We start from the raw sequence: 25,777 nt of genomic DNA, 5'->3' as shown, positions 1-25,777 counted from the left end.
CAATAATCATGAAAAATTTAAAACACATTTTTGGAACTTTACTTTTGGCAACTCTATTTTTTACAAGTTGTGAAACTTCAGACGATAACGATATTATAGTTCGTGCAACTGCTGAAGACTTTAACGACCTTAAAGATGCTGCCTTAGAAAACTTAACACAAAACTTTACGTTTAATGCAGACGATGGAAACATCAATTTAACATCAGATAAAGGTGTACAAATTTATATGAATACTGGATGTTTAACCTTAAACGGAAGCTCTGTAAGCGGACAAGTAAACTTAGAATTTGTAGAGTTATTTGAAAAAGGTAATATGCTTACCACAAACAAACCGACTATGGGAACTTTACCTAATGGGGATAAAGCCTTATTAATTTCTGGTGGAGAGTTTTTTGTTGAAGCTACACAAAACGGAGAAGTTTTAGGAACAACCTGTGGATTTCAAATGTCAATTCCAACTGATTTAACTGGAGGACCTGATAACCTAATGACACTTTGGGAAGGTAGAATAGATGCCAATGGAAATTTAGCTTGGGACGAGGAAGAAGATAATAATCCTGGGCAAGGTGGTGTTTTTGCTGAAGGCAACCAATATTATGGGTTTTTTCAATCTTTTGGATGGTCTAACGTAGATCGCTTTTATAACGACCCAAGGCCAAAAACAACAATTCTTGTTGCTGTACCAGATGGTTATGACAATACGAATAGCTCAGTATTCATATCATATGATGGCGAAGAAACTGGTTTAGCTAATCTTGACACTTATGATGCTGGTACTGGATTATTTAGTGAACATTATGGACAAATTCCAATTGGTTTAGAATGTCATATCATTTTTGCAACTGAAGAAGGAGATAACTGGAAATATGCTATAAAATCGGTAACTATTGTAGAAGATGGTGTGGTTACATTTACAGATGGAGAAACTTCTATTGCAACTGAGGCAGAGTTAACTACAATTATTAACGCTTTACCATAAAAAGCACTACTTGGTTATGGTTAACCCAAATTTTTAACCTACTTATTTAAGCCAGAAACTCCCCAAGTTTCTGGTTTTTTTTAATAAAAAAGGGTAACAAAATTAAATAGTTTTTGATATAAAGATAGAATGTCTAATTATGAAAAAAAGATTTTATATCATCTGTCTTGTTGTGTTAGTGCTAATTGTTTTAAGCGCTAACCTTATGATTATTCTATCTAGTTTCAACTATTAAGTGTTTTAAGTGTAATTATCTTAAACGCCCAAGTTGTCACTTTTACATATATTAGAGCTATCAAAAAACCCTAATCGTCATGAATAAATACTTTATTTATATTTTTTTGGTTGGTATTTGTAGTTTGAGTCACGCCCAAGTTGCAAATGATACTATTACACGCTCTGCTAATATTAAAGAATCGATTAGTGGAAGTGAAGTGATTTTTACTCCAGAAACCCCTACATTAAATCAAATAGCTGGCGCGCCAAAAGCATTTTACACCTTTTTTTGGGAATTGGGAGATGGCAACTATAGTAAAGAGAAAACTCCAAAGCACACCTATAAAAAAGAAGGCGACTATGAAGTTAAACTATGGGCAACAAACAATTATGATACAGGTAAACCACCCATTACAAGACCTAAAAAAATAACTGTAAATTCTATTTCATCAGAATATAATGATGAAGCATCTATGAATACTGATTTTGATATAATTAGAAATCGAGAACCTGTTCCAGCACAAGACATTGTAGCCGTTATGCGTTATAAAAACCCAAAAGACTACACTACAAATGGTAAATTGTATTTGTTTTATAACGAACAGAAATACAATGCTGATAACTTTATTTTAACAGATACAAGAACATATTACAACGAAAAAGTAATTCCATCATCTACCTTTGCGTATACAGATAAAACTCATATTGATAATACACTTATAGCATCATCTGATGCATCAATTATAGATCTGAAACAAATTGCGCAAGATTCCACCGACAAAACCAACTTACCATTAACCATTGCAGAATCTAAAGCATACTATAAAAATTGGAGCGTTTTGGAATTTGATGACATGAAACCTAACGAAGAGCGAAATGTGTTTTTTAGTTTAGAAACCACGCCTGAAATGGTAAAAGACACTAGCGCCATAATTTCAGTTCGTGGCATTTATGTGCCAGATGCTAATTACGACAATCATAAAGTAAAAGACATGGAAATGGAAATTGTAACCTCACATGATCCTAATAAAATGTCCTCAAACGGGACATTCATGAATTATAGATTCGTTCGTTTTAAAACCTTAAAATACAAGATTAAATTTCAAAATAATGGAGAAGGGCCAGCACGCACAATTCGGTTGGAAACTGATATTCCAGAAATGTTGGACAAATCTACCTTAAAAGTTACCGATATGTATCCAAAATGTAAAATCTGTCCAAAATACGATGTGCAATATAGCTGCTTGGACACCACGTTTACAGAAACTCAAGCCATTTTCACATTTAAAAATATTTATCTCCCTGGAAGCGAACAAAAAAACGTAAAAGAATACGATTCTACAAAGGGCTTTGTAAAATATAACATCAAATTTGCTAAAGATTTTCATAAGAAAAAAACTAAAAGTAGAACCGCTATTATTTTTGACAAGAACGAACCTATTATTACCAATTACTCTACCACTCGATTTTTACCTGGAATTTCAATTGGTGCAAAAGTGGGCTATAATTCGTTTTCAGATTTAAAAAATTCAGAGAGTTATTTCATTGGTGTAACTTTATCGCCTTATAAATCTTATCGCTGGTATTGGCAAGTAGAACTGATGAATAATTTTCATAATTATGATTCTGACACGCAGGTTATTGAGGAAATTGTAGATTTTCCTGCTGGAAATAGATTTAGGCAACGCACCACGACAAATACTTCCTATGAAAATGTAGATTTAGATATTCCAATATTGCTTCGTTACAATGTCAATAATTATATTGGGCTTGGTGCTGGTTTACAAAATACTATTTCAGTTAGCCAAAAAAGTAATAATGCTGTGATAATTGAACAATTTGAAGGTATACAACCTGGTGCTCCCGTTTTTAACACAATTCAAGAAACTAATAATCAAACAGATTCGTTTACCAATTTAAGAACTGGTTTATTGTTTGATGCAACTGTTGGTTTTGCAAGAATAGGCCCTAGTGTTGGTGCAAGATATATCATGAATTTTGAAGATAACTTTAATTATTGGCAATTCTACGCCATCTGGAAATTTTGAAGCTAAACTTCATTTGGCAACTAACTCTTATGAATAAATTATTCATTTTATTAGTATTTTTCTCTTCATCAATCTTTTCTCAAAATCTAGAAGAAAGCATTTATGTAGCTGCCGAAACTTTTCTGGCTAACCCAAGCCAAAAGTCTTTTAAAATACTCACTCAACAAGAATCAAAATTTAAAAATCAGGTAAAAACCAAAGATGAACAATTGGCGTTGGTTTTTCTACAATCTCATAAAGGCTATTATTTAGACCAAAACTCTCAACTAAAACAAGCTATAGAAACCTACGAAGATGTTTTAAAACGCTTTAATGACAACGAACTTTCAAAGCTATCAAACTTTGATGTTATTGAGAACTTGTTAAAACCTCTTGGGAATTTATACACCAAAACTGGCGATTTCACCAATGCGCTCAACACAATAAATCAATATATCTTTTTAGCAGAAAAAAGTAAAAATACTAAGCACCAAATTAGTGGTGCAATTAATCTTGCAATTTTGCATTATACTCTAGGGAATCATGAAAAGACTCTAAAAACCATTGAAGATGTCATAAAAAATCATAAGCTTTCAAATACTCAAAAACAAAGACTTCAAAAATAAAAACTAATAGTTTAATTGCTTTACGTAAAGATGAAGCGGTTTCTTTTTTAAATGAATCTAGCGTGTCATCAAAATTCGATATGTATAAAAATACATATTTAATTCATTTAGAAAAAGGAAGTTATAATGAAGCTTATAATGCATTAGAAAAAGCAAAGAAATATATAAATGAAGCTAATTTACCCATTAGATATTTAGCTAGATTTTATTTAGAAGAAGCACAAATGCACTTTATTTTAAATAAGCCAAAACAAGCACTAAAAAGTCTACACCAAGCTATTACAATTTTACTTCCTGATTTTAATTCTCAAACATTACCTCAACCAAGTGATTTATATGCCGAAAATACGTTTATAGATATTTTCGATTTATATGCTGAAATAGAAACTGATCCTGAAATAATGCTAAAAAGTTTTGATCTTAGTTATTATGTGTCAGTATTATTAAAAGATAGTTGGACATCTCAAGAAACCAAAATTTTAAACGAAACCAACAACCATATAAGAAGTGAAAAATGTATTGATATCCTATATAGTTTATACAATGATACTATAGATGAATCTTTCTTAATTAAGGCACTACATTATTCTGAAAACAACAGAGTTTCAACCTTAAAAGAAATCAATCAGAAAAAAATAGGTTACAAAAATTCCCAAATGACAGTTTACTTATAAGGGAACTTAACCTTTTAAAACAACAAGAACGTATTACTAACGAACTGATAAAAGAAGAATTAGCCACAAATAAAGCTTCAAAAATTGATAGCTTAAGTAAGCAATTGAGTAATGTTAGTCTTCAACTAAAATCTTTAAAAACTGAGCTTTCAAAAAAACATCCTGATCTCAAAGCCTTTTTTTCTTTAAAAACTATTCAAAATAAATTATTAGAAGATGATGCTGTTTTAATACACTATTTCTACGGAAAAAATAATATTTACCAATTTGTGATTTCTGCCAGAAATATCAATATCAATAAGATTGATTTAACTGAAACTGTAGAAAAGGATATTACTGATTTTATCAGTTTTTTTGACAAACACTCTATTATAAATAATGATATCAATAAGTTCACTTCAAAAGCATTCAATCTATACAAAATATTAAAATTCGATGTTATTTCAAACTATAAAAACGCAATTGTTATTCCTGACGGCTTACTAAATTTCATGCCTTTTGAAACGTTATTAAGTTCAAAATCTAATACCACATCCTATTCCAAAATGCCTTTTGTCATTAATACGCACAATATAGCATACAGCACAAGCTTATTTTTTTATTCTACGAAACAAAAGCAATCTAAAGAAAACACTCTTCTAGGTTTTTTTCCTGTATTTAATAACTCAAAGAAGACACTAACCTATTCAATCAATGAAGCGGAAGCTATCAAAGCTGAAATAAATTCTGAACTATTGTTTAATAGTAAGGCTACAAAAACAGAGTTTGTTAAAAACGCGTCAAATTATAGTATTCTTCATCTATCAACTCATGCTAGTAGCGGTAGTTTTATAAAACCAGCTAATATTGATTTTTATGATAACACTTTATTTCTAAATGAATTGTACAGCCTTGATTTAAATCCCAATCTTGTAGTTTTAAGTGCTTGCGAAACGGGTATTGGGAAACTTTATAAAGGCGAAGGCGCGATGAGTTTAGCTCGTGGTTTTCAATATTCTGGAGCCAAAAACCTGTTATTTTCTTTATGGCAAATTAATGATTTGTCTACTTCTCAAATAATGCAATCGTTTTATAAAAATTATAGTAACGGACAATCTATTAGTTATGCTAATAGACAATCAAAACTAGACTATTTATTAAACGAAGATATAAGTAACGTTAAAAAATCTCCCTATTATTGGGGTGCCTTTGTTTACTATGGAGAATTAACACCTCTAAAGTCAACAAACTCTATTTATTATGTACTAATCGGAATTATTTTCGTTTTGATTATAGTATTTTTACTTTTCAAATCTAAACACTCCCATGGAAAAGACACTACAAGAATTCCTTCTTGAAAAAGGGTACACCAAAATTAAATTGAAACTAACAAAAACTAATCATTTTGAAATTAAAGCTACAATTAATGACGTAAAAGGTAAGTTTATTTTAGATACTGGCGCCTCAAGTTCATGTGTTGGATTTGAAGCTATTGACACATTTAATCTAAAAGTTAAAGATTCTACTATTTTAGCAGCAGGTGCTGGTGCAACAGATATGGAAACCAAAATGTCTAATCTAAACAACGTTAAAATTGGCAAATGGGAACATGACAAAGTTGTTTTGGTTCTTTTCAATTTGGTTCATGTAAATACTGCTTTAATAAATCATAACTCAAAACCCGTTGATGGTATCATCGGTGCAGATATATTAAAAAAAGGAAAAGCCGTAATTGATTACGAAAAAAATATCTATATTTAAAATTGTAAGACCTTCTAAAGGAAAAATCAAATCAATTAATAGCTAATACCCCTAAGTTTAATGCATACATCTATAGTGATAGCTGATGACCATCCGCTAATGCTGAGAGGCTTAACAGACTTCTTAACTTCAAAAGGATATAATATTTTAGGTAGTGCCCAAGACGGCAAAGCAGCCTATAATCTAATAGTAAAATTTAAGCCTAAAATAGCAATTCTAGACATTAGAATGCCATATAAGACAGGTTTAGAAATTGCTGAGGAAGTTCAAAAAAATAATTTACCTACAAAAGTTATACTAATTACATTTGACAAGGAAGAAGAACTTTATGATAAAGCTTTAGAAGTTGGCGTTTATGGATATATTTTAAAGGAATTCGCGATAGAAGAAATTGAAACCTGTATTGCTAATGTAGAAAATAACAAACCCTATTTTAGTGAAGAAATCGCAGAATATTTAAACCATGATAATAATAAAAAGCCCAAAGAACTGGAGCTACTTACAAAATCTGAATTAAAAATTATTACTCTTATTGCTGAAAATAAAACCTCTCATGAAATTGCTATAGAACTATCAATTTCACCAAGAACTGTTGATAAACATCGAAGTAATATAGTTGCTAAGTTAAATTTAGATAACAAACCCACTTCTCTATCTATTTGGGCGAACTTAAATAAGTAATTTCTTTAAAAATACGTAGAAGTACGTATTTTTATTTTCATTAACACATAGTACATTTACATTGCTATTAATTAGTTCTTTAGGGAGAATTATTAAGGGCTCTAGGTTGTTATAATCTAGGGCCTTTGCATTTTATATAACCTCAATAATGCATTAAAAATACGTACAAGTGCGTATTTTTTTTACCCCAATCTATTATACATTTACATCAGCTATTAATCGATTCTTTTGAGAGAGAATTACTGAAAACTCTGTGTAGTAATAGCACAGAGTTTTCTATTTCTAACTTATAAGAAAACCCTAACTTAATCCATTATGAAAACTACAGAAACTATCCTAGACCGATCCTTTGCAATTGGGCTTGCAGTTTTAGTTATTGCCGTAATCGCTATTAACCTACTAGTTATAGTCTATTAAATTTTATCTTTATTTCAGTTAGTTGAAAAATGCAAAAACCCCGAAATATCAAATGTTTCGGGGTTTTGTATAGTATAATAATTAATATTAATCAGCTAGAACGATAACTTTGTTATCTTTCATCTCAATAGTTCCTGAATTAATTGCTAACCAAAAACCTTTGTTTGATTTAGTGAATTTAGATGCGACTTCTTCTTCTAAAGTAATATTCCCAGTTATTTTCACTTGGCCATCTTTCAATAAAGAAACAATAGCAGCGTGATCTTTAAGCATTTCAAATTCCCCATTAACTCCGGGTACAGTAACTGAATCTACTTCTCCACTAAATAATGTTGCTTCAGGTGATACTATTTCTAAATACATATTCTTTTAGTTATGAGTTATGAGTTATGAGTCATAAGTAAGAGTTACAATTCTAAACTCTAAACTTCTTAACTCTGAACATAATTAAGCCTCAGCTAACATTTTATCTCCAGCTTCAATAGCTTCTTCAATAGTCCCTTTAAGGTTAAAAGCTGCTTCTGGTAAACGATCTAATTCACCATCCATAATCATGTTAAAACCTTTAATAGTTTCTTTGATATCTACCAATACTCCTGGGATACCTGTAAATTGTTCAGCTACATGGAATGGTTGAGACAAGAAACGTTGTACACGTCTTGCTCTACCTACGGCTAATTTATCTTCTTCAGATAATTCTTCCATACCAAGGATAGCAATAATATCTTGTAATTCTTTATAACGTTGTAATAACTCTTTTACCCTTTGAGCACAATCATAATGCTCATTTCCTAAAATATCAGCAGTTAAAATTCTTGAAGTAGAATCTAATGGATCTACCGCAGGATAAATACCTAACTCTGCAATCTTTCTTGAAAGTACTGTTGTTGCATCTAAGTGAGCAAAAGTAGTAGCAGGAGCAGGATCCGTTAAATCATCCGCAGGTACGTAAACCGCTTGTACAGATGTAATAGAACCTCTTTTAGTTGAAGTAATACGCTCTTGCATTGCACCCATCTCTGTTGCTAGTGTTGGTTGGTAACCTACCGCAGAAGGCATACGACCAAGTAATGCAGATACCTCAGATCCAGCTTGTGTAAAACGGAAAATATTATCTACGAAGAAAAGTACATCTTTCCCTTGTCCTTCTCCAGCACCATCACGGAAATACTCAGCAATAGTTAAACCAGATAATGCAACACGCGCACGTGCTCCAGGTGGCTCGTTCATTTGTCCGAATACAAACGTTGCTTTTGATTCTTTCATTTTAGATTTATCAACTTTAGATAAATCCCATCCACCATCTTCCATAGAATGCATAAAATCATCACCATAACGGATAATTCCAGATTCCAACATTTCTCTTAAAAGGTCATTTCCTTCACGAGTTCTTTCTCCTACACCAGCAAACACAGATAAACCACCGTGACCTTTCGCTATATTATTAATCAACTCTTGAATTAATACTGTTTTACCTACACCAGCACCACCAAATAAACCAATTTTACCACCTTTTGCATAAGGCTCAATAAGATCAATTACTTTAATACCAGTAAATAAAACTTCAGTAGACGTTGATAAATCTTCAAATTTAGGAGCCTGTCTGTGAATTGGTAAACCTGCTTTACCTGCTTTAGGTAAATCTCCAAGCCCATCAATAGCATCTCCAATTACATTAAATAAACGTCCGTAAACATCATCACCAATTGGCATTTGAATAGGAGCACCTGTAGCATTAACTTCAGTTCCTCTACTTAAACCATCTGAAGAATCCATTGCTATAGTACGTACTGTATCTTCACCAATGTGAGATTGTACTTCTAATACTAAAATAGAACCATCTGGTCTATTTATTTCTAATGAATCATAAATTTTTGGAAGTTCTGAACCTGCTGCGAACTCAACATCGATAACTGGTCCTACTATTTGTGCAACTTTACCTGTAACTTTAGACATTACTTATGTATTTAATATTATGCGACTTAATTGGTTAAAGCCTCTTTTAGTTTTCGCGTGCAAAGATATATTTTTTAATTTAAAATTAAAGTCGTTTTTAAGGTTTTTTGCAATAAAAAAGCACCTTCAAAACGAAGGTGCTTTATAACATCATTTAAAAATGTTTTATTCTTTAGAAGCTTCTGCTGCTGGTGCTTCAGCTCCTTCTGCTGCTGCTCCTTCTGCTGCTGCTCCTTCTTCTCCTTCAACTTCTTCTTCATCTTCGTCATCAACAATTGCAGTTCTTGCCGTTTTAATTTGACAAACAACCGTATTATCTGTGTGTAAGAATGAATATTTTTCGTTTAGTAAATCTCCAACTGATACTTTATCTCCAATTTTAAGAGGTGTAATATCTATTTCTATAGAATCTGGTAAATTTACAGGAAGCGCTTTAATACGTAACTTTCTGTTATTTCTTCTTAAAACACCACCATTTTTAACACCTTTAGAGTTACCAGAAAGGTTCACAGGGATATTTAAAGCAATTTCTTTATCCTCAAATAATTGATAAAAGTCTATGTGTAAAATTCTATCTGTTACAGGGTGAAATTGAATGTCTTGAAGTACCGCATTTAAAGTTCCTCCATTATCTAAAGCAATCACAACTGTATGCGCATTTGGCGTGTATACTAGTTTAGAGAAAGCTAATTCTGGTGCTGAGAAATGCACTCGCTTGTCTCCTCCGTATAATACGCAAGGAACCTGACCAGCATTACGTAAGGCTTTTGTTGCTTTTTTGCCCACGCTTTCTCTTTGAGATCCGTTGATTGTAATTGATTTCATTTTCTATTTATATAATTTAATTAATATTATTCTTTTAAAGTAACTTACATTACAAATTTTGAACTTATTGATTTGTTATTATGCACTTTATCCATAACCTCAGCAAATAAATTAGCACATCCTAAAACTCTAATTTTATCACTTTTTTGAGTTAGTGGTATAGAATCAGTAATTATTAACTCCTCAAGTTTAGATTTCTCTAATTTTTCGTATGCATTTCCAGATAAAATAGGGTGTGTACAAATAGCTCTAACACTTAATGCGCCTCTTTCCATCATTAAATCTGCTGCTTTTGTTAATGTGCCAGCTGTATCCACCATATCATCAACCAAAACTACATTTTTACCTGTTACATCACCAATTAATTCCATATGAGATATTACATTCGCTTTAGCACGTTGCTTGTAACAAATCACAACATCACTCCCTAGAGCTTTTGAATATGCATAAGCCCTCTTAGAGCCTCCCATATCTGGTGAAGCAATTGTAAGATTTGGTAAATTTAAACTTCTTAAATATGGTAAAAATATGATAGATCCGTATAAATGATCAACAGGTTTTTCAAAAAAACCTTGAATTTGATCAGCATGCAAGTCCATAGTAATTATTCTTGTTGCTCCAGCAGCTTCTAGCATTTTAGCCACTAATTTGGCAGCAATTGGCACTCTAGGCTTGTCTTTTCTATCCTGTCTTGCCCACCCAAAGTATGGCATCACAGCAGTTATATGTCTTGCTGAAGCACGCTTTGCAGCATCAATCATCAACAACATTTCCATTAAATTTCTTGGTTCTGGATGCGTTGAGCCAATGATAAAAATTCTAGTACCTCGAATAGATTCTTCATATGAAGGCTGAAATTCACCATCACTATATGTAGACGTAATAACATTACCTAATTCAGTACCATAAGCTTTAGCGATTTCCTCTCCTAAGACTTTACTCTGTGTACATGCAAAAATTTTAGCTTCAGTATTTACTACAGGCATAGTTAACTTGTTGTTTTATAGTATTTAAAGACTACTTTTTTTAAACGAGGTGCAAATTTAGACATTTATTTTAACCTAAAAAGTATATTGCACAGTATTTTTGAGTGTATTTCAAGAAAAAAATTATTTTTGTCGTCCAAAATAAGCTCAAGTGGCGGAATTGGTAGACGCGCTGGATTCAAAATCCAGTTTCTTCGGAAGTGTGGGTTCGATTCCCACCTTGAGTACTTTTTAAAATCGTAAAACTTTTTAGTAAAGTTTTACGATTTTTTATTTGTACTTTTCTCAAATCCAACAACATTAAATTTTACTTAAAAATGAAACTCAAATTTTTAATCATTCTAATTTCTATATCAACAACCTCTTGTAAAACCGAAAAAAACAAACCATCAATAACTACTGATTTTGAACAATGGATTTCACTTTTTAACGGCAAAGATTTATCAAACTGGACGATTAAGTTTACTGGTGAGGATTTAAATGCCAATTACAAAAAAACCTTTGTTGTTGAAGACAGTATGATTCGTATAAAATATGATAATTATGAAAACTTCAATGATAAATTTGCGCACATCTATTACAATACACCATATTCATATTATAAATTGAAGTTTGATTATCGATTTACGGGAGAACAAATAGAAGGAGGCTCGCATTGGAATGTTAGAAATAGTGGTATTATGCTGCATTCGCAATCTGCTGAAAGTAATGCATACAATCAAAACTTTCCCGTATCGGTCGAATTGCAGCTTCTTGGTGGATTAAGCGATAACAAAGAACGACCTACAGCAAATGTATGTACTCCAGGAACGGCAGTTGTTATGGGCGACACCATTAATTATAAACATTGCATTCCTTCAAACTCTAAAACGTATTTTGGAGACCAATGGGTGCATGCCGAAGCTATAGTAATGGGAGGGGAATCTATGACTTTCGTTGTTGAAAAAGATACCGTTCTTAATTTTAAATTACCTCAAATTGGCACTACCAAACCCAATAAACATTACAAAGGCGAAAATTGGACAAATTGGGGTATGAATCCTGCGGATTGGGAAAATAAAGCAGGCGAAATATTAACAGATGGTTATATTTCTTTACAAGCTGAAAGCCACCCTGTAGATTTTAAAAACCTAGAATTATTAGATTTATGCGGATGTAAAGACCCAAAAGCAAAAAACTTTAAATCTTATTATGTTAAAGATAAGCCTAAATCTTGTGTTTATTAATTTACCAACATTTCTGGCGTAGCCACAGTTCTAAAACCAACATGTTCTGAAGAGGAATCTTTACTAGTTCCCATTCTAGATGAAACTCTGTAACTCGCACAATAAGAATCGCTACATAAAAAAGACCCACCTTTTATAATAACTTCTTGTAAATATGGATTATTTGGGTTGTAAGCCTTAGTAGCTCCTTTTGGGTTAATTACTGACTTTCCTGATGCAGCTAACTCTTTGTAATATTCTAAATTGTACCAATCTCCCGTTATTTCCCAAACATTTCCTGCCATTTCGTAAAGCCCAAAAGTATTTGCTGGGTATGTTTTTACAGGTGCTGTTCTTTCATAACCATCTTTTAAAGTATTATTTACTGGAAATTCGCCTTCCCAACTATTTACATATTTAGAAAGTTTAGATTTATCATCGCCCCATAAATATGTAGTATTTTTTTGCGTTCCTCTGGCTGCATACTCCCATTCTGCTTCAGTTGGCAAACGTCTTCCTACCCATTTACAATAAGCTATGGCGTCTTCAAAACTTATATGTACAACTGGATAATTATCCTTTCCTTTAATATCAGAATTTTTTCCGCTTGGGTGCCTCCAATTCACACCAATTGTCCATCTCCACCATTGCGAAAAATCATATAAATTAGGCACAGACGATTTTGTTTTCTTAAACATCAAAGATCCTGGTTGTAAAATAGTATCATGCGGTTTTGGAGTGCCTTCTGGCAATTGCTTTTTCATCTCTTCCCAATCTATTTCACGTTCAGCAATGGTTACATAGCCAGTTTCTTTTACAAATTTTTTGAATTGAGCGTTTGTAACTTCGGTAATATCCATAAAAAATCCATCTAGACTTACTGGATGTTGAGGTTTTTCGTGCGCCATGGCAGTTTTATCTTGTGGAACCGCTCCCTGCATGAAAGAACCTGCTGGAATCCAAAGCATACCACTTGGTGGATTAGAAATAAGACTGTCTCTAACCTCTTTATCTATAGTTTTTACAACTGTTTTTGGAGTAGCAGTTTTTTTATTTTCGACTACTTCATATTTTATGCCTTCCTTCTCAACAGTTTTATCCTTACACGCCAAAAAAGCTAATGAAATACATAAAATAATTGCTGTACGTTGTAAATTGTTCATTATAATTTAAGTCTAATTTTTTTCAAAAGTATCTATTAATTAGTTTACAAACCACTAATCAGACTTTGAAAACGCTTTTTTAACACATTTTTATTCATTTTCTGTTCTTTAGTTTTAATTACCTTTGCATAACTTAATTCAGGATTTATGATTTATTCAATGACAGGTTACGGAAAATCTGTTTTGCAATTACCAACAAAAAAATTACAATAGAACTCAAATCTCTAAATAGTAAAAATTTAGATTTAAACGCGAGAATGCCATCTATTTACCGAGAGAAAGAGTTATCCATTAGAAAACTTTTAGCAGACAAATTAGTTCGCGGTAAAGTTGATTTTTCTATTTATGTTGAAGCTACTGCCGAAGACACGTCTACTCAAATAAATACGCCTGTAGTAAAACAATATATAGCACAATTAAAAAATGTAGTAGATGGTAATGAGATAGATTTATTGAAAATGGCAGTCCGTTTTCCTGATGCATTAAATACCGTTCGTGAAGAAATTGATGAAAATGAATGGCAAGCGATTGAAACTGAAATAAAAAAAGCCGTTAAAGACTTAATTAGTCATAGGTTAAATGAAGGTAAAGTTCTAGAGCAGGATTTCAATAATCGTGTAACTTCAATTAGTGAAATTCTTGATAAAGTAATTGCAATGGACCCAGAACGTGTTGATGGTGTTCGCGAACGCTTATTAAAAGGAGTTCAAGAATTACGTGAAAAATATGATGAAAACAGATTTGAACAAGAACTCATTTTTTACATTGAAAAGTTTGATATCACAGAAGAAAAAGTGCGTTTAAAAAATCACTTAAATTATTTTACTGAATCGATGAATTCTAAAGATTCTAATGGAAAAAAACTAGGGTTTATAAGTCAGGAAATGGGACGTGAAATAAACACTATTGGTTCTAAAAGTAATTATGCCCCTATGCAACAACTAGTGGTACAAATGAAAGATGAACTTGAAAAAATTAAGGAACAGTTATTGAATGTTCTATAATTAATTTGGCAGTAACAGTATCATTTTTCATTAGTATAGAGTATGGATAATAAAAAACCACAAGGCAAATTAATAGTATTCTCAGCACCATCTGGTTCTGGAAAAACAACTATAGTTAGATATTTACTAGGTCTAGAAGATTTGAATTTAGAATTTTCTATATCAGCAACTTCTAGAGCCAAACGAGGTGAAGAAGAACATGCTAAAGATTATTATTTTTTATCTGCCAAAGAATTCAAAACAAAAATTAAAAATGATGAATTTTTAGAATGGGAAGAAGTTTATCGTGATAATTTCTATGGTACTTTAAAAACCGAAGTAGAACGAATTTGGGCAAAAGGCAAAAACGTAATTTTTGATATTGATGTTTCAGGAGGGTTACGTATTAAACGAAAATTTCCAGATGAAACACTTGCCGTTTTTGTAAAACCACCAAGTATAGACGAACTAAAAATCAGACTAAAAAAACGCAAAACCGAAAGCGAAGACAAAATAAATATGCGTGTTGCCAAAGCTTCTGCAGAATTAGCTACTGCACCTTTATTTGATACCATAATAGTTAATGACACTTTAAATCATGCATTAGAAGATGCAGAAAAACAAGTGCGTGGTTTTATAAACTCTTAAGCTTAAAAAGAATGAAGGTTGGTTTATATTTTGGTTCTTTCAACCCTATACATATTGGGCATTTGGTAATTGCAAACCATATAGCAGAATATAGCGATTTAGACCAGGTTTGGTTTGTTGTGACCCCACACAATCCTTTTAAAAAGAAAAGTAGTTTATTAGATAACTACCAGCGATTAGAAATGGTATATCGCGCTACAAAAGACTATACAAAATTAAAACCTAGTGATATAGAATTTAACTTACCACAACCTAATTACACAATAAACACACTTACTTATTTACAAGAAAAACACCCAGATTATGACTTTGCTTTAATTATGGGCGAAGACAATCTTAAAAGTTTCCACAAGTGGAAAAACTATGAGCTTATTTTAGAAAATCATCATATTTATGTATATCCTAGAATTTCGAAAAATAAGGTTGCAACACAATTTGACGGACATGAAAAAATCCATTTTATAGATGCTCCTATTATGGAATTATCTTCAACTTTTATTCGAAAATCTATTAAAAACAATAAAAACGTTCAGCCCATGCTTCCATATAATGTATGGGAGTATTTAGATGAGATGAATTTTTATAAATAGTTTAAATATATTACCTATGACAAAACAGGTTTTGATGTTAATAGCGCTAATTATTTTATTACAAAACTGTAATAAAAAGCAAAAACAAGAAAACACAAAACTCAATGTATTACTGCTTTGCATAGACGATTTAAGGCCAGAATTAAACAGCTATGGCGCTTCTTACATACACTCTCCTAACATAGACCAATTAGCAGCAAAAGGTGTTCAGTTTAACAATCATTACGTAAACGCTCCTAGTTGTGGTCCTTCAAGATATACTTTATTAACTGGAGTTTATGGACCCGCAGATAATCAAGCTCTTTTTAAACGTGCTGAACAGTTTCAAAAAAATCCAAATTCTGTAACTCCTTCACTACCAGAATGGTTTAAAACTAATGGCTATACAACGGTTTCTGTTGGAAAAGTATCGCATCATCCTGGTGGGAGAGGAGGTAAAGAATGGAACGATAGTACACAGATTGAAATACCCAATGCTTGGGATAAACATTTAATGCCAGTAGGAGCATGGCGATCTCCTGTAGGCGCAATGCATGGTCTAGCTAATGGAGAAATTCGTAAAAATGCTAAAAACATGGATTTGTTTCAGAGTATAGAAGGCAATGATATGATATATCCTGATGGTTTAATAGCTCAAGAAGGCATCAAGCAATTGCAGGAGCTAACTTCCAATAAAGAAAAACCATTCTTTTTAGCCATCGGTTTATTAAAACCCCACCTACCCTTCGGTGCACCAAAAAAATACATGGATTTATATAAAGATGTTGAATTTCCAGAAATAAAACATCCTGAAAAACCAGAAGGACAAACTACATGGCACAAATCTGGAGAATTTATGAAATATAACAACTGGAAAAAAGACCCAAGAGAAGATTCAGATTTCGCTAATGATATAAGAAAGCATTATGCAGCATGTGTGAGTTATGCCGATATGCATGTAGGTAAAATATTAAACGAATTAAAGCGCTCAGGAGCCGATAAAAACACTATTGTTATATTATGGGGAGACCACGGGTGGCACCTTGGAGAGCATGCTATTTGGGGCAAACACAGTTTATTCGAAGAATCTTTACATGCTCCATTAATATTATATCATCCCAAAATGAATAAAAAGAACATAGAAACAGATGCTGTAATTTCTACTTTAGATATTTTCCCAACGCTTTGTGAATTAACCGATATTAAAACTCCTAAATTCACTCAAGGTCTTTCCTTGAAGTATTTACTGGAAAACCCTGAAAACAAAGGCCACTTTGCTGTAGCTTATCGTGGTGGTAACAAAACAATCCGAACCAAAAAATATAGAATGACATTACATAAAAATGGGTTTGTGGAGTTGTACGACCATACTTCTTTAGAAAAAGAAACTAATAATGTTGCTACTAAATTTCCTAGAGTAGTTGAAAGTTTAAAGAAACTACTTTTAGAGAATTTGAAGAAGAAATAAACATTAAAAAACATATTAACAAGAAAATGAAAAACCTAATAACAGTATCCGTAATTTTACTTTTACTAGCATCTTGCTCATCCACTAAAAAGGCTTCTAAAAACACCCCTCAATTACTTCGTAATGCAAATACATTCGTGATAACTGAAATATCTACTGATAAGACTTATGGCCTATCGTCAAAAAACCCAATTGAAGTTGGAGGATTTAAAACTTCTGAAGGCCCAAGAAATGAAAGACGCTATTTAAACGCCTTAACTGGCCCAAATGGAGAAGCCATTTCATATTACCGAGCAGGCAGCTGCTGCCCTGTAAAAAGTGAAAACGGATTTATGGGAACTGCTATGTTAGATAACTATAGAGTAACTTGGGAAAACTCCAAGGATACAGTTTCTATTTACATTAACATGTATGATTCTGGTAAATTGAAAGCACCTTATGGTTTTGGATTAAAGAAATAATTATTACCTTAAGCTTTGCTTAAATTAATTATTTTGAACAAAACTCGAAGAACTTTTCTACAGAACTTAGCTTTAACACCTTTGTTTTTAGGTGCAAGTAATCTTATGGCTTTATCAAACAAGGAAGAAAGCATAAGAGAAAAAAGCAGATTACAATATAGCGTTAATGCCTATTCATTTAATACAGCTTTACGAAGTGGTAAAATGACTTTTTTTGATATGATGGAATTTGCTGCTGGTATTGGTTTAGATGCTGTAGATTTAACTGGATACTATTTTTCCTCATACCCACAAGTACCTGGTAATAAAGAACTTTTCGCTCTAAAAAGAAAAGCACTAGAGTTAGGTTTAGATATTCCTTGGACTGGTGTAAGAAATAATTTTGTTACACCAGATGTTACTACCCGAAATTCTGATAAAGCACTTATAAAAAACTGGTTAGAAGTTTCATCCAAACTAGGAGCTACAATTATGAGAGTATTTACAGGTAGAAATAAAAGTGAAGAGCTTTCAAAAGACGACATAAAAAACTGGCTTGTTAAAGAATATAGAGAGTGTGCCAAAATAGGAGAAGAAAACGGAGTAATTGTTGGATTACAAAATCATGATGAGTTTTTATTTACTAGTGAAGAAATCATCGATATAATTAAACGCGTAAATTCTGATTGGTTTGGACTTATTCTAGATTGTGGTAGTTTACCTTCTGACAACCCGTATAAGGAAATTGAAAAGCTAGTACCTTATGCCAATTATTGTTTTGTTAAAGAACATGTTAAAACAAAAGACAGCGAAAAGACACCTGCTGATTTAGCGAAAATTGCAACCATTCTTAAAAACCAAAACTACAAAGGCTACGTATCTTTTGAAAGTCTTTCTGATGGAGATCCAAAAGAAATTATTAATGATATGTTTTCTACTTTCGACAAAGCTTTTAAAACGATTTAAAATTAGAAAAATCATCTTAGATTCAACAAACAAAAAACCCAACTCTAAAAAGTTGGGTTTTTTACTAACATAAATATTGTAGGCATTTTTAGTCTAAGGCAGGAATACGCAACACTTGTCCTGGATAAATTTTATCAGGATCAGTAAGCATTGGTTTATTTGCTTCAAATATAACAGGGTATTTCATTGCATTTCCGTAATAGGTTTTAGCAATTTTACCTAAAGTGTCTCCACTTGCTACAGTATGAAATTGTGCTTCTGGCTCTACATTTTCAACCGTCATTTGGTCATCAACCATTGCAATACCATTTGAGTTTCCTACTACCAAAACTACTTTTTCTTTTGTAGCTTGATCATAAGCAGCACCACTAATTGTTGCAGTTTCATCATCTATAAATACGTTTAGGTCTTCAACCTGTAATTGTAAATCGTTAATTGTTTCTTCTAATTTTTGAGCAGCTAATTGCTCTAGTTTAAGCTCTTTTGCAGCAGCTTCAGCAGCTTCTTCAGCATCAGTTTTTCCAATACCAAACACTTTTGCTCCTGCGTTTTTAATGAACGAAAATAATCCCATGTTTAATTTATTTTAAGGGTTAATAATTTATTTATTGTACAACTATAAAGCTACACAATTTTTAGACACATCTATTAAAAAATAGTCACTTAATTTAAGTAAAAAAGAAACCGCTTAAAGCCAAAAGCTTTAAACGGTTTCTAAACTAAATAACCAACCAAAATTTTTATTTAACCCTTGTATTTTTTCTCGGGTTCTCTACTCTATCTTTTTTAAACTTACGTTTTTTATCTTTTTTAGTATTCGACTTTCCTTTGTCGTTACTGGATTTCAAGTACTGGATATATCCTCTTCCTTCGAATTCATAAACCGTTTCGGAATTTGGATGAAACAACTCTATCTTTCCGTCATTTATAACGCTCAATTCAAAATATTCATTGTCTAAAGAATCATAATCTAATGTTAAAGTTTTTAAAAGGTCATTACCTGCAATGTTACCTACACCATAAACACCTGTATAATCCCATTGTAAGTTGTTATAATTCAATCCATTATTATCTTGAGAACTTCTGAATTCTGAATCATTACCACCAGCTAAAAACTGCACATAATTTTCATTGTCAAATTCGTTTAAAACTCCAAACTCACTTGTATAAGTCTTTTCCCAAGCCTCGTATTCTTGTAAGAAGTAATGAATGTTGTCATAGAATACAAAATCATAATCAAAATTATTACGTTGGTATCCATCTAAAAAGTAAGACGTATCGTTATCTGGGTTATATAATTCAATGGTATTCCCATCTACTTGAAATACATCAAATGTTGAAAAACCATCAATATCATGTTGTACATCTAAAATCATATTGTAAGCATCGTATTCTGCAACATCAATCCCATAACCATTCCCACTATTACCAATACCTACCAAATTATTATTTGCGTATAACACGCCATTATTAAACGAAATAGTAAAAGCTTTTTGCAAAAACGGTGTTTCGCCAAAACCTTGTGTAGCGTTAATATCTACATACCACAATTCGTATGAATTTAGTAATTGATTTGCGGTAATTGGTGGCACATCATTAAAATCATCCACAATAACCTCGGTATAACAAGACGTAAAAAGTGTTGATGCCAACACAACGCTTAAAAGTATTTTTATAGTTTTCATAATTATATGTTTTAGGGTTTCTGTTTATGTAGATTCAAAACGCGTGCCAAAAAAATTAATCATGGTGTTTCATAATACCAATTCTTTTATATTTTATGTATTTTTGGAATAGAAACAGATTCTTTTTTTATGAATAAACCTTTAAAATATGCAGTTTTTGGTGCAGGAAGTTGGGCAACAGCAATAGTAAAAATGCTTTGTGAAAACTTAAATGAAGTAGGTTGGTATATGCGAAGTGTTTACACAAAAGAACATTTAACAAAAGAACAGCACAACCCTAATTATTTAAGCTCGGTTGAATTTCACTTAGAGCAATTAAAATTAAGCAACGATATAAACGAAATTGCAACTTGGGCAGACGTACTCATTTTTGTAATCCCTTCAGCTTTTATTCATAGCGAATTAGAAAAACTATCTACTGATATTTCTAAAAAAACCATAGTCTCTGCCGTAAAAGGTATAGTTCCCGAAACTGGATTATTATTAGGAGAACACATCAACCAACATTACAACGTCCCTTTTGAAAGTATTGCCGTTATTGCTGGTCCTTGTCATGCTGAGGAGGTAGCGTTAGAACGTTTATCATATCTTACCATATCGTGTTGGGATGCTAAAAAGGCACAACACATTGCCGATAGTTTATCCAGCGATTACATAAAAACCAAGATAAGTGACGATGTTATTGGTGTAGAATACGGTGTAATGCTCAAAAATATTTATGCAATTGCAGCAGGTATAGCACACGGTTTGGGATATGGCGATAATTTCCAGAGTATTTTAATGAGTAATGCCATTAGAGAAATGAAACGCTATATTAAAAAAGTCCATAAAATGAAACGTAACATCAATAATTCAGCATATTTAGGCGATTTATTGGTTACTGGCTATTCTACATTTTCTAGAAATCGCATGTTCGGAAACATGATTGGTAAAGGCTACACCGTTAAATCTGCGCAAATGGAAATGAGCATGGTCGCCGAAGGGTATTACGCCACTAAAAGTGCTTTTTTAATGAATAACAAAAACGAGAAAAAGGCAGATACTCCAATAATAGATGCAGTTTACGAAGTGCTTTATGAGAATAAAAACCCTAAAAGAGTATTTAAAAAACTGACTGATAAGTTGGATTAGAAAGGAGGCCTCCTCTAACTCCTCCATGGGAGGAGAACTAGCTTAGTCTATTTTTGTATTTTATTGAGGATTATTTTTATTCTCCCTAAAATTTAAACCAAAGCCAAAATAAATCTTACTATTTTATAAAAATTATTTGGGCGTTACCCTATCGGGTCAGGCTATCCGCTACAAGTCCTCGCTCCCAAAAGGTCGCTGTGGGCTTTCCACTACTATCCTTAACGCGGGCAATTCCGCAAAAGTCATAGCTTAACAAAATGTATTTAGCTTATTAGCTATTAGATTCCTGTTTTCACAGGAATACATCACTTAACCAAAACCCCTTTAACATCCATTAAAGGCAATGACTGTAAAGCATTCAAATTAATAGTGTTTTTTCTGAACACATAGGTTTTATCCAACAACGAATTTCCTTCAAAAAAAGACACTTTAAAAGCATTGTTTAAAACGAATAAATCCTCCTGCATCAATTCAATTTTAGCATAACTCTTTTTAGGTAATTTATCAATCTTCTTTCTAAACGTAGCCGTTTTTTTAGTTTCAGAATAACCTTCTGATACTATAATAACCATATCCAAATCTACTGCCTTGTCATTAATAATATAAGCATTCCAATCATGAGATTTATAAATAGCATTGTATTCATTTACAACAGCTAAGTAAACGCCTTCAACTTCTGGTATTTGGATATCTTTTTTCACTATTCTTCTATTTTATGGTGCAAAAATAATCTATTTCGTTATGTTTTATGTAATTTTCAAGACAGAACAAATTCATCACTCATGAAATCATTTTTTACAATAAAAATCGCTTTACTTTTTTGCTTTTAAGTTTTTATACTTCAAAAATATATGCTCAGACTACAGATAAAAAAGCTATTGCTATAGCTGAAAAAGTAGTTGAAGCTATGGGAGGAACAGAAAATTATAACAACACCCGTTTTATAAAATGGGATTTTGGCAAACGCATTCTCTTTTGGAATAAATGGACGGGAGATGTGCGTATTGAAAGCCCTAAAGATTCACTTACAATTCTAGTAAATATACATACTCAAAAAGGAAAAGCTTTTGTAGCAGATAAACCTGTTAAAGAAGTAAAAGAGTTAAACAAACTCCTCAAAAAAGGCAAAAATTGGTGGATTAATGATTCCTATTGGTTAGTAATGCCTTGGAAATTACAAGACCCTGGCGTAAACTTATCTTATGTAAAAACAGAAACTTTGGAAGATGGAAATCCAGCAGATGTATTACAACTCACTTTTAACGATGTTGGTGTAACTCCAGACAACAAATATTATGTGTATGTAGACCAAACCGATAGCTTAATAAAACAATGGGCATTCTTTAAAAATTTTAATGATGAAGCACCAAAGTTCACGATGCCATGGGATAATTACCAAACCTTTGGAAATATAAAGTTATCCTTTAACAGAAGTAAATTTGGACCTAAGAACGTGATTGTAAAACAGGATTTTAATGACGAACTTTTTACTGATTTAAGCTATGAATGATGATATTAAAAAATACATTGACCAAAGTGTATTGTGTTGGCTAGCAACTTCATCTTCAGAAAACATCCCAAATGTGTCTCCTAAAGAGGTTTTTACTTATTTTAAGGAAGATATTATTATTGCAAATATTGCTTCTCCGCAATCGGCAAAAAACATTAAAGAGAATTCTAATATTTGCCTAAGTTTTATTAATGTACTGGTTCAAAAAGGCTATCAATTAAAAGGAAAAGCAGAAGTAGTTTCAAAAGATAATTCAGAATTTGAAACATTAGAAAAACCTTTGTTGAAACTAACAGAAGGTAAATTTCCGTTTATTTCAATTTTTAAAATATCTATTGAAAGTGCAAAACCAATTATTGCTCCAAAGTATATTTTATATCCTGAAACTACAGAGGAAGCGCAAATTGAGAGTGCTAAAAAAGTTTATGGCCTGTAGAATATCACTTTCATTTGCCTATTTATACATTTGACTCTATAAAAATTTTCAACTACCTTCGTTTAACGGCGGATATAAGCCATACCATACCAACGGTGCATATTCGTGAACCCATTGTAATTCATTGCCAGAAAAACTGAACGCCCGATTTAAATATGAATTTGAAAAGATATTTAATAGACATTATTACTATTCCAATAATCGTATTTTTTTGTTTTATTGCTCTAGTAATGAATATTCCTGGATATGGAGAAATTTGTGACCAAGACTCTGGAATAATTTTTATTTCTTTATTAATCTTCGTCCCAATTTGTTTTGCCTTTTTAATTAGACATTCTATTGAACTTTCAAAAAACAGAAACATTAAACTTAGAAAAATACCTCTAATCGTTTTTATTTCTTTGTTAATATTGAGCTTTGGCGGATTGAACAAACTGATATTTTTTTCTTGGTTTGGCAAATTGAAATATAAAGCGCAATCTATTGACAATAAAATGGTTTTCATAAAGCTATATGAAAATGGAAAATTCTATAGTGAAGGATTTTATACTTCTTGTTATGAGGAAATTACTGGAACTTATATAATTAAAAATGACTATTTAAAGTTGAAATACGAAAAAGAATCAGAATTTATTTCTAAAGAATATTTACTTAAGGGTAAGGAATTAATAAATTCAAATGAAAAAAATGACAGACTTTTAATTGAATAGGATTATAAACGAAATAAAAACAACGAAATTACAACGTGTATAATTCATTGCTAGTACTTGCCAACTTACGAAAATCCTCTCAGATTTTCTATTCGGTTTGTTTTGCTAAATTAGGTGCTTAAACACGCAACGAAATCATACATCAGTCCGTTGAACCACCCCTCCATAAAAAATTACAAAGCACTCTTAAACTGCTCTAAAAACCTAACATCATTTTCACTTAATAAACGAATATCACTAATTTGGTGCAACAACATCGCAATACGGTCTATACCAACACCAAATGCAAAACCTGAATATTCATTAGGGTCTATGTTACAGTTTTCCAAAACATTAGGATCTACCATTCCGCAACCACCAATTTCTAACCATCCTGTACCTTTGGTTATTTTATAATCGGTTTCTGTTTCTAAGCCCCAATACACATCTACCTCAGCACTTGGCTCAGTAAATGGAAAGTAACTTGGACGTAAACGTATTTTCGCTTTCCCAAACATTTCAGTTGTAAAGTGTTGTAATGTTTGTTTTAAATCTGCAAAACTTACGTCTTTATCAATGTATAAGCCCTCTACTTGATGGAAAAAACAATGTGAACGTGCTGAAATTGCCTCGTTTCTATACACTCTACCCGGAGAAATAGTTCTAATAGGTGGTTTGTTAGTTTCCATATAGCGTACTTGTACTGAACTGGTATGCGTACGCAATAAAATATCAGGATTGGTTTGAATAAAAAACGTATCCTGCATATCTCTAGCTGGATGGTATTCTGGTAAGTTTAAGGCTGTAAAGTTATGCCAATCATCTTCAATCTCAGGCCCTTCACTAACGTTAAAACCTATACGCGCAAAAATATCTATAATTTGATTTTTAACAATTGAAATTGGATGACGTGCACCAATTTCTATAGGCTGCCCCGGACGTGATAAATCGCCGTAAACACCTTTTACTTCTTCATTAGCTTCCAATTCAGCCTTTAAAGTATTTACTTTCTCTTCGGCTGTTTTTTTAAGTTTATTAATGGTTTGACCAAATTCCTTTTTCTGGTCGTTTGCTACATTTTTAAACTCAGCAAAAAAATCATTTAACAATCCTTTTTTACCTAAATATTTTATTCTGAATGCTTCTACCTCTTCTTTAGTCTGTGCTTTAAAAGCTTCGGCTTCTGCTATTAATTCTTGTATTTTATCTATCATGACGCATATTCAAAATGATGGCAAATTTAATCAATTTATCGGGATTTGCGTTAGGGATTGAGGCATTGTTGGAGCTCCTCGCAGAGAGCGACTGCCGAAAGTCCGACCCTTTAGGTAACGCCCTAATTATTTTAATCTATATATTCGGTTTCTAAAAAATAATTAACAATGGCTTCCTTCATTAAAACGGATTGCTCGCCTGCTTTAAGGTGTGGTAAGGTTTCTAGGGTTTTGTAATGTGGCCAACCTTCATCATCAACAAAATCGAGCTTCATAATAGCCATACGGCGTGAGTAATTTGCAGATAGCAATGTGCATTAAATCTAACTTTTGGTCTTTTTTGAAGGTGCGCTCTAACTGACCCAACTCCTGAACACCAATTAAATAAATTATGGCATCGAGGTCTAAAATATCCCCATCTGCAAACTGCTTGGATAGTTTTTCTACTACCAAATTCCAGCGTTCCTTTAATTGTTCGTCTCTTGCCATAATATTTTAAAGTTGCAAAGTTAATAAACCTAGATATGAGTATTATTCTATAT

General features: G+C 32.1%; 26 protein-coding genes, 1 tRNA gene and 2 pseudogenes. 19 read left to right on the top strand and 10 right to left on the bottom strand.

From position 1 onward, the window contains the following. Positions 1-8: 8 nt before the first annotated feature. From AC0L5U_RS15270 to AC0L5U_RS15240, 7 genes are all read left to right on the top strand, one after another. Positions 9-980 (top strand): hypothetical protein, encoded by a 972-nt coding sequence (locus tag AC0L5U_RS15270; RefSeq protein WP_473417353.1) that lies wholly within the window; start codon positions 9-11, stop codon positions 978-980. Positions 981-1,294: 314 nt separating this feature from the next. Then, a complete protein-coding gene (locus AC0L5U_RS15265; protein WP_473417352.1) occupies positions 1,295-3,244 on the top strand; it encodes a DUF7849 domain-containing protein in 1,950 nt (649 codons plus the stop codon). Positions 3,245-3,273: 29 nt separating this feature from the next. Continuing rightward, complete coding sequence (locus AC0L5U_RS15260) at positions 3,274-3,849, top strand: tetratricopeptide repeat protein (protein WP_473417351.1); 576 nt, start codon at positions 3,274-3,276, stop codon at positions 3,847-3,849. Between the two features lie 80 nt (positions 3,850-3,929). Then, on the top strand, positions 3,930-4,523 hold the full coding sequence (locus AC0L5U_RS15255; protein WP_473417350.1) for a hypothetical protein: 594 nt from the start codon (positions 3,930-3,932) through the stop codon (positions 4,521-4,523). A gap of 104 nt (positions 4,524-4,627) precedes the next feature. Beyond that, complete coding sequence (locus AC0L5U_RS15250; protein ID WP_473417349.1) at positions 4,628-5,860, top strand: CHAT domain-containing protein; 1,233 nt, start codon at positions 4,628-4,630, stop codon at positions 5,858-5,860. Next, positions 5,829-6,263: a retropepsin-like aspartic protease family protein gene (locus AC0L5U_RS15245; RefSeq protein ID WP_473417348.1), complete on the top strand. Its 435-nt coding sequence runs from the start codon at positions 5,829-5,831 to the stop codon at positions 6,261-6,263. Before AC0L5U_RS15250 ends, AC0L5U_RS15245 begins: the two co-directional genes overlap by 32 nt. Positions 6,264-6,323: 60 nt before the next feature. Then, entirely contained in the window at positions 6,324-6,944 is a 621-nt protein-coding gene (locus tag AC0L5U_RS15240; RefSeq protein ID WP_473417347.1) for a response regulator, read from the top strand. A gap of 504 nt (positions 6,945-7,448) precedes the next feature. Here the strand turns inward: AC0L5U_RS15240 and AC0L5U_RS15235 are convergent. From AC0L5U_RS15235 to AC0L5U_RS15220, 4 genes are all read right to left on the bottom strand, one after another. Next, positions 7,449-7,724, bottom strand: coding sequence for a F0F1 ATP synthase subunit delta/epsilon (locus tag AC0L5U_RS15235; protein ID WP_473417346.1), 276 nt, complete (start codon positions 7,722-7,724; stop codon positions 7,449-7,451). Positions 7,725-7,808: 84 nt separating this feature from the next. Continuing rightward, complete coding sequence (gene atpD / locus AC0L5U_RS15230; protein WP_473417345.1) at positions 7,809-9,317, bottom strand: F0F1 ATP synthase subunit beta; 1,509 nt, start codon at positions 9,315-9,317, stop codon at positions 7,809-7,811. 165 nt (positions 9,318-9,482) lie between these two features. Then, positions 9,483-10,142, bottom strand: coding sequence for a 50S ribosomal protein L25/general stress protein Ctc (locus tag AC0L5U_RS15225; protein ID WP_473417344.1), 660 nt, complete (start codon positions 10,140-10,142; stop codon positions 9,483-9,485). 44 nt (positions 10,143-10,186) lie between these two features. Further along, a complete protein-coding gene (locus AC0L5U_RS15220) occupies positions 10,187-11,128 on the bottom strand; it encodes a ribose-phosphate pyrophosphokinase (protein WP_473417343.1) in 942 nt (313 codons plus the stop codon). 145 nt (positions 11,129-11,273) lie between these two features. Between AC0L5U_RS15220 and AC0L5U_RS15215 the strand changes: the two genes are divergently transcribed. Both AC0L5U_RS15215 and AC0L5U_RS15210 read left to right on the top strand, forming a co-directional pair. Continuing rightward, positions 11,274-11,355: transfer RNA gene (locus AC0L5U_RS15215), tRNA-Leu, on the top strand. Between the two features lie 90 nt (positions 11,356-11,445). After that, complete coding sequence (locus AC0L5U_RS15210) at positions 11,446-12,354, top strand: 3-keto-disaccharide hydrolase (protein WP_473417342.1); 909 nt, start codon at positions 11,446-11,448, stop codon at positions 12,352-12,354. On the opposite strand, the gene AC0L5U_RS15205 is transcribed toward AC0L5U_RS15210, so the two are convergent. Beyond that, positions 12,351-13,496, bottom strand: a complete 1,146-nt coding sequence (locus tag AC0L5U_RS15205) for a formylglycine-generating enzyme family protein (protein WP_473417341.1) — start codon at positions 13,494-13,496, stop codon at positions 12,351-12,353. The two genes, AC0L5U_RS15210 and AC0L5U_RS15205, sit on opposite strands and share 4 nt — an antisense overlap. A gap of 147 nt (positions 13,497-13,643) precedes the next feature. Between AC0L5U_RS15205 and AC0L5U_RS15200 the strand changes: the two are divergent. The 6 genes and pseudogenes from AC0L5U_RS15200 (at position 13,644) to AC0L5U_RS15175 (ending at position 18,570) form a co-directional block, all read left to right on the top strand. Continuing rightward, positions 13,644-14,500: pseudogene (locus AC0L5U_RS15200) on the top strand (YicC/YloC family endoribonuclease). Positions 14,501-14,542: 42 nt separating this feature from the next. Next, on the top strand, positions 14,543-15,127 hold the full coding sequence (gene gmk / locus AC0L5U_RS15195; RefSeq protein WP_473417340.1) for a guanylate kinase: 585 nt from the start codon (positions 14,543-14,545) through the stop codon (positions 15,125-15,127). Positions 15,128-15,138: 11 nt separating this feature from the next. Continuing rightward, positions 15,139-15,717: a nicotinate (nicotinamide) nucleotide adenylyltransferase gene (gene nadD, locus AC0L5U_RS15190; RefSeq protein ID WP_473417339.1), complete on the top strand. Its 579-nt coding sequence runs from the start codon at positions 15,139-15,141 to the stop codon at positions 15,715-15,717. Positions 15,718-15,751: 34 nt separating this feature from the next. Further along, positions 15,752-17,164, top strand: coding sequence for a sulfatase (locus tag AC0L5U_RS15185; protein WP_473417338.1), 1,413 nt, complete (start codon positions 15,752-15,754; stop codon positions 17,162-17,164). Between the two features lie 26 nt (positions 17,165-17,190). Further along, the gene (locus AC0L5U_RS15180; protein WP_473417337.1) at positions 17,191-17,625 is read left to right on the top strand and encodes a 2-dehydro-3-deoxyphosphooctonate aldolase; all 435 of its coding nucleotides are present in this window, start codon (positions 17,191-17,193) and stop codon (positions 17,623-17,625) included. 33 nt (positions 17,626-17,658) lie between these two features. Then, positions 17,659-18,570: a sugar phosphate isomerase/epimerase family protein gene (locus tag AC0L5U_RS15175; protein ID WP_473417336.1), complete on the top strand. Its 912-nt coding sequence runs from the start codon at positions 17,659-17,661 to the stop codon at positions 18,568-18,570. Positions 18,571-18,658: 88 nt separating this feature from the next. On the opposite strand, the gene lysM is transcribed toward AC0L5U_RS15175, so the two are convergent. Both lysM and AC0L5U_RS15165 read right to left on the bottom strand, forming a co-directional pair. Then, a complete protein-coding gene (gene lysM, locus AC0L5U_RS15170) occupies positions 18,659-19,144 on the bottom strand; it encodes a peptidoglycan-binding protein LysM (RefSeq protein WP_473417335.1) in 486 nt (161 codons plus the stop codon). Between the two features lie 166 nt (positions 19,145-19,310). After that, positions 19,311-20,255, bottom strand: coding sequence for a nicotinic acid mononucleotide adenyltransferase (locus tag AC0L5U_RS15165; RefSeq protein WP_473417334.1), 945 nt, complete (start codon positions 20,253-20,255; stop codon positions 19,311-19,313). A 129-nt stretch (positions 20,256-20,384) separates the two neighbouring features. Between AC0L5U_RS15165 and AC0L5U_RS15160 the strand changes: the two genes are divergently transcribed. Then, positions 20,385-21,386 carry an NAD(P)H-dependent glycerol-3-phosphate dehydrogenase gene (locus AC0L5U_RS15160; RefSeq protein ID WP_473417333.1) on the top strand — a complete coding sequence of 334 codons (1,002 nt, stop codon included), beginning with the start codon at positions 20,385-20,387 and terminating at the stop codon, positions 21,384-21,386. A 305-nt stretch (positions 21,387-21,691) separates the two neighbouring features. Here the strand turns inward: AC0L5U_RS15160 and AC0L5U_RS15155 are convergent, their stop codons facing one another. Then, entirely contained in the window at positions 21,692-22,087 is a 396-nt protein-coding gene (locus AC0L5U_RS15155) for a hypothetical protein (protein WP_473417332.1), read from the bottom strand. A 119-nt stretch (positions 22,088-22,206) separates the two neighbouring features. Here AC0L5U_RS15155 and AC0L5U_RS15150 point away from each other — a divergent pair, with 119 nt between their 5' ends. The 3 genes from AC0L5U_RS15150 (at position 22,207) to AC0L5U_RS15140 (ending at position 24,042) form a co-directional block, all read left to right on the top strand. After that, positions 22,207-22,896 (top strand): hypothetical protein, encoded by a 690-nt coding sequence (locus AC0L5U_RS15150; protein ID WP_473417331.1) that lies wholly within the window; start codon positions 22,207-22,209, stop codon positions 22,894-22,896. Continuing rightward, a complete protein-coding gene (locus AC0L5U_RS15145) occupies positions 22,889-23,332 on the top strand; it encodes a pyridoxamine 5'-phosphate oxidase family protein (protein ID WP_473417330.1) in 444 nt (147 codons plus the stop codon). The genes AC0L5U_RS15150 and AC0L5U_RS15145 overlap by 8 nt, the downstream gene beginning before the upstream one ends. Before the next feature lie 161 nt (positions 23,333-23,493). After that, positions 23,494-24,042 (top strand): hypothetical protein, encoded by a 549-nt coding sequence (locus tag AC0L5U_RS15140; protein WP_473417329.1) that lies wholly within the window; start codon positions 23,494-23,496, stop codon positions 24,040-24,042. 173 nt (positions 24,043-24,215) lie between these two features. On the opposite strand, the gene pheS is transcribed toward AC0L5U_RS15140, so the two are convergent. Beyond that, entirely contained in the window at positions 24,216-25,235 is a 1,020-nt protein-coding gene (gene pheS / locus AC0L5U_RS15135; protein ID WP_473417328.1) for a phenylalanine--tRNA ligase subunit alpha, read from the bottom strand. A 131-nt stretch (positions 25,236-25,366) separates the two neighbouring features. Then, a pseudogene (locus AC0L5U_RS15130) lies at positions 25,367-25,724 on the bottom strand (hypothetical protein). Between the last annotated feature and the right edge of the window lie 53 nt (positions 25,725-25,777).

The sequence above is a fragment of the Jejuia sp. G7-7 genome, assembly GCF_055808955.1.
Note: the sequence above shows the minus strand (reverse complement) of the source record. Positions and strands in the feature narration are given on the sequence as shown.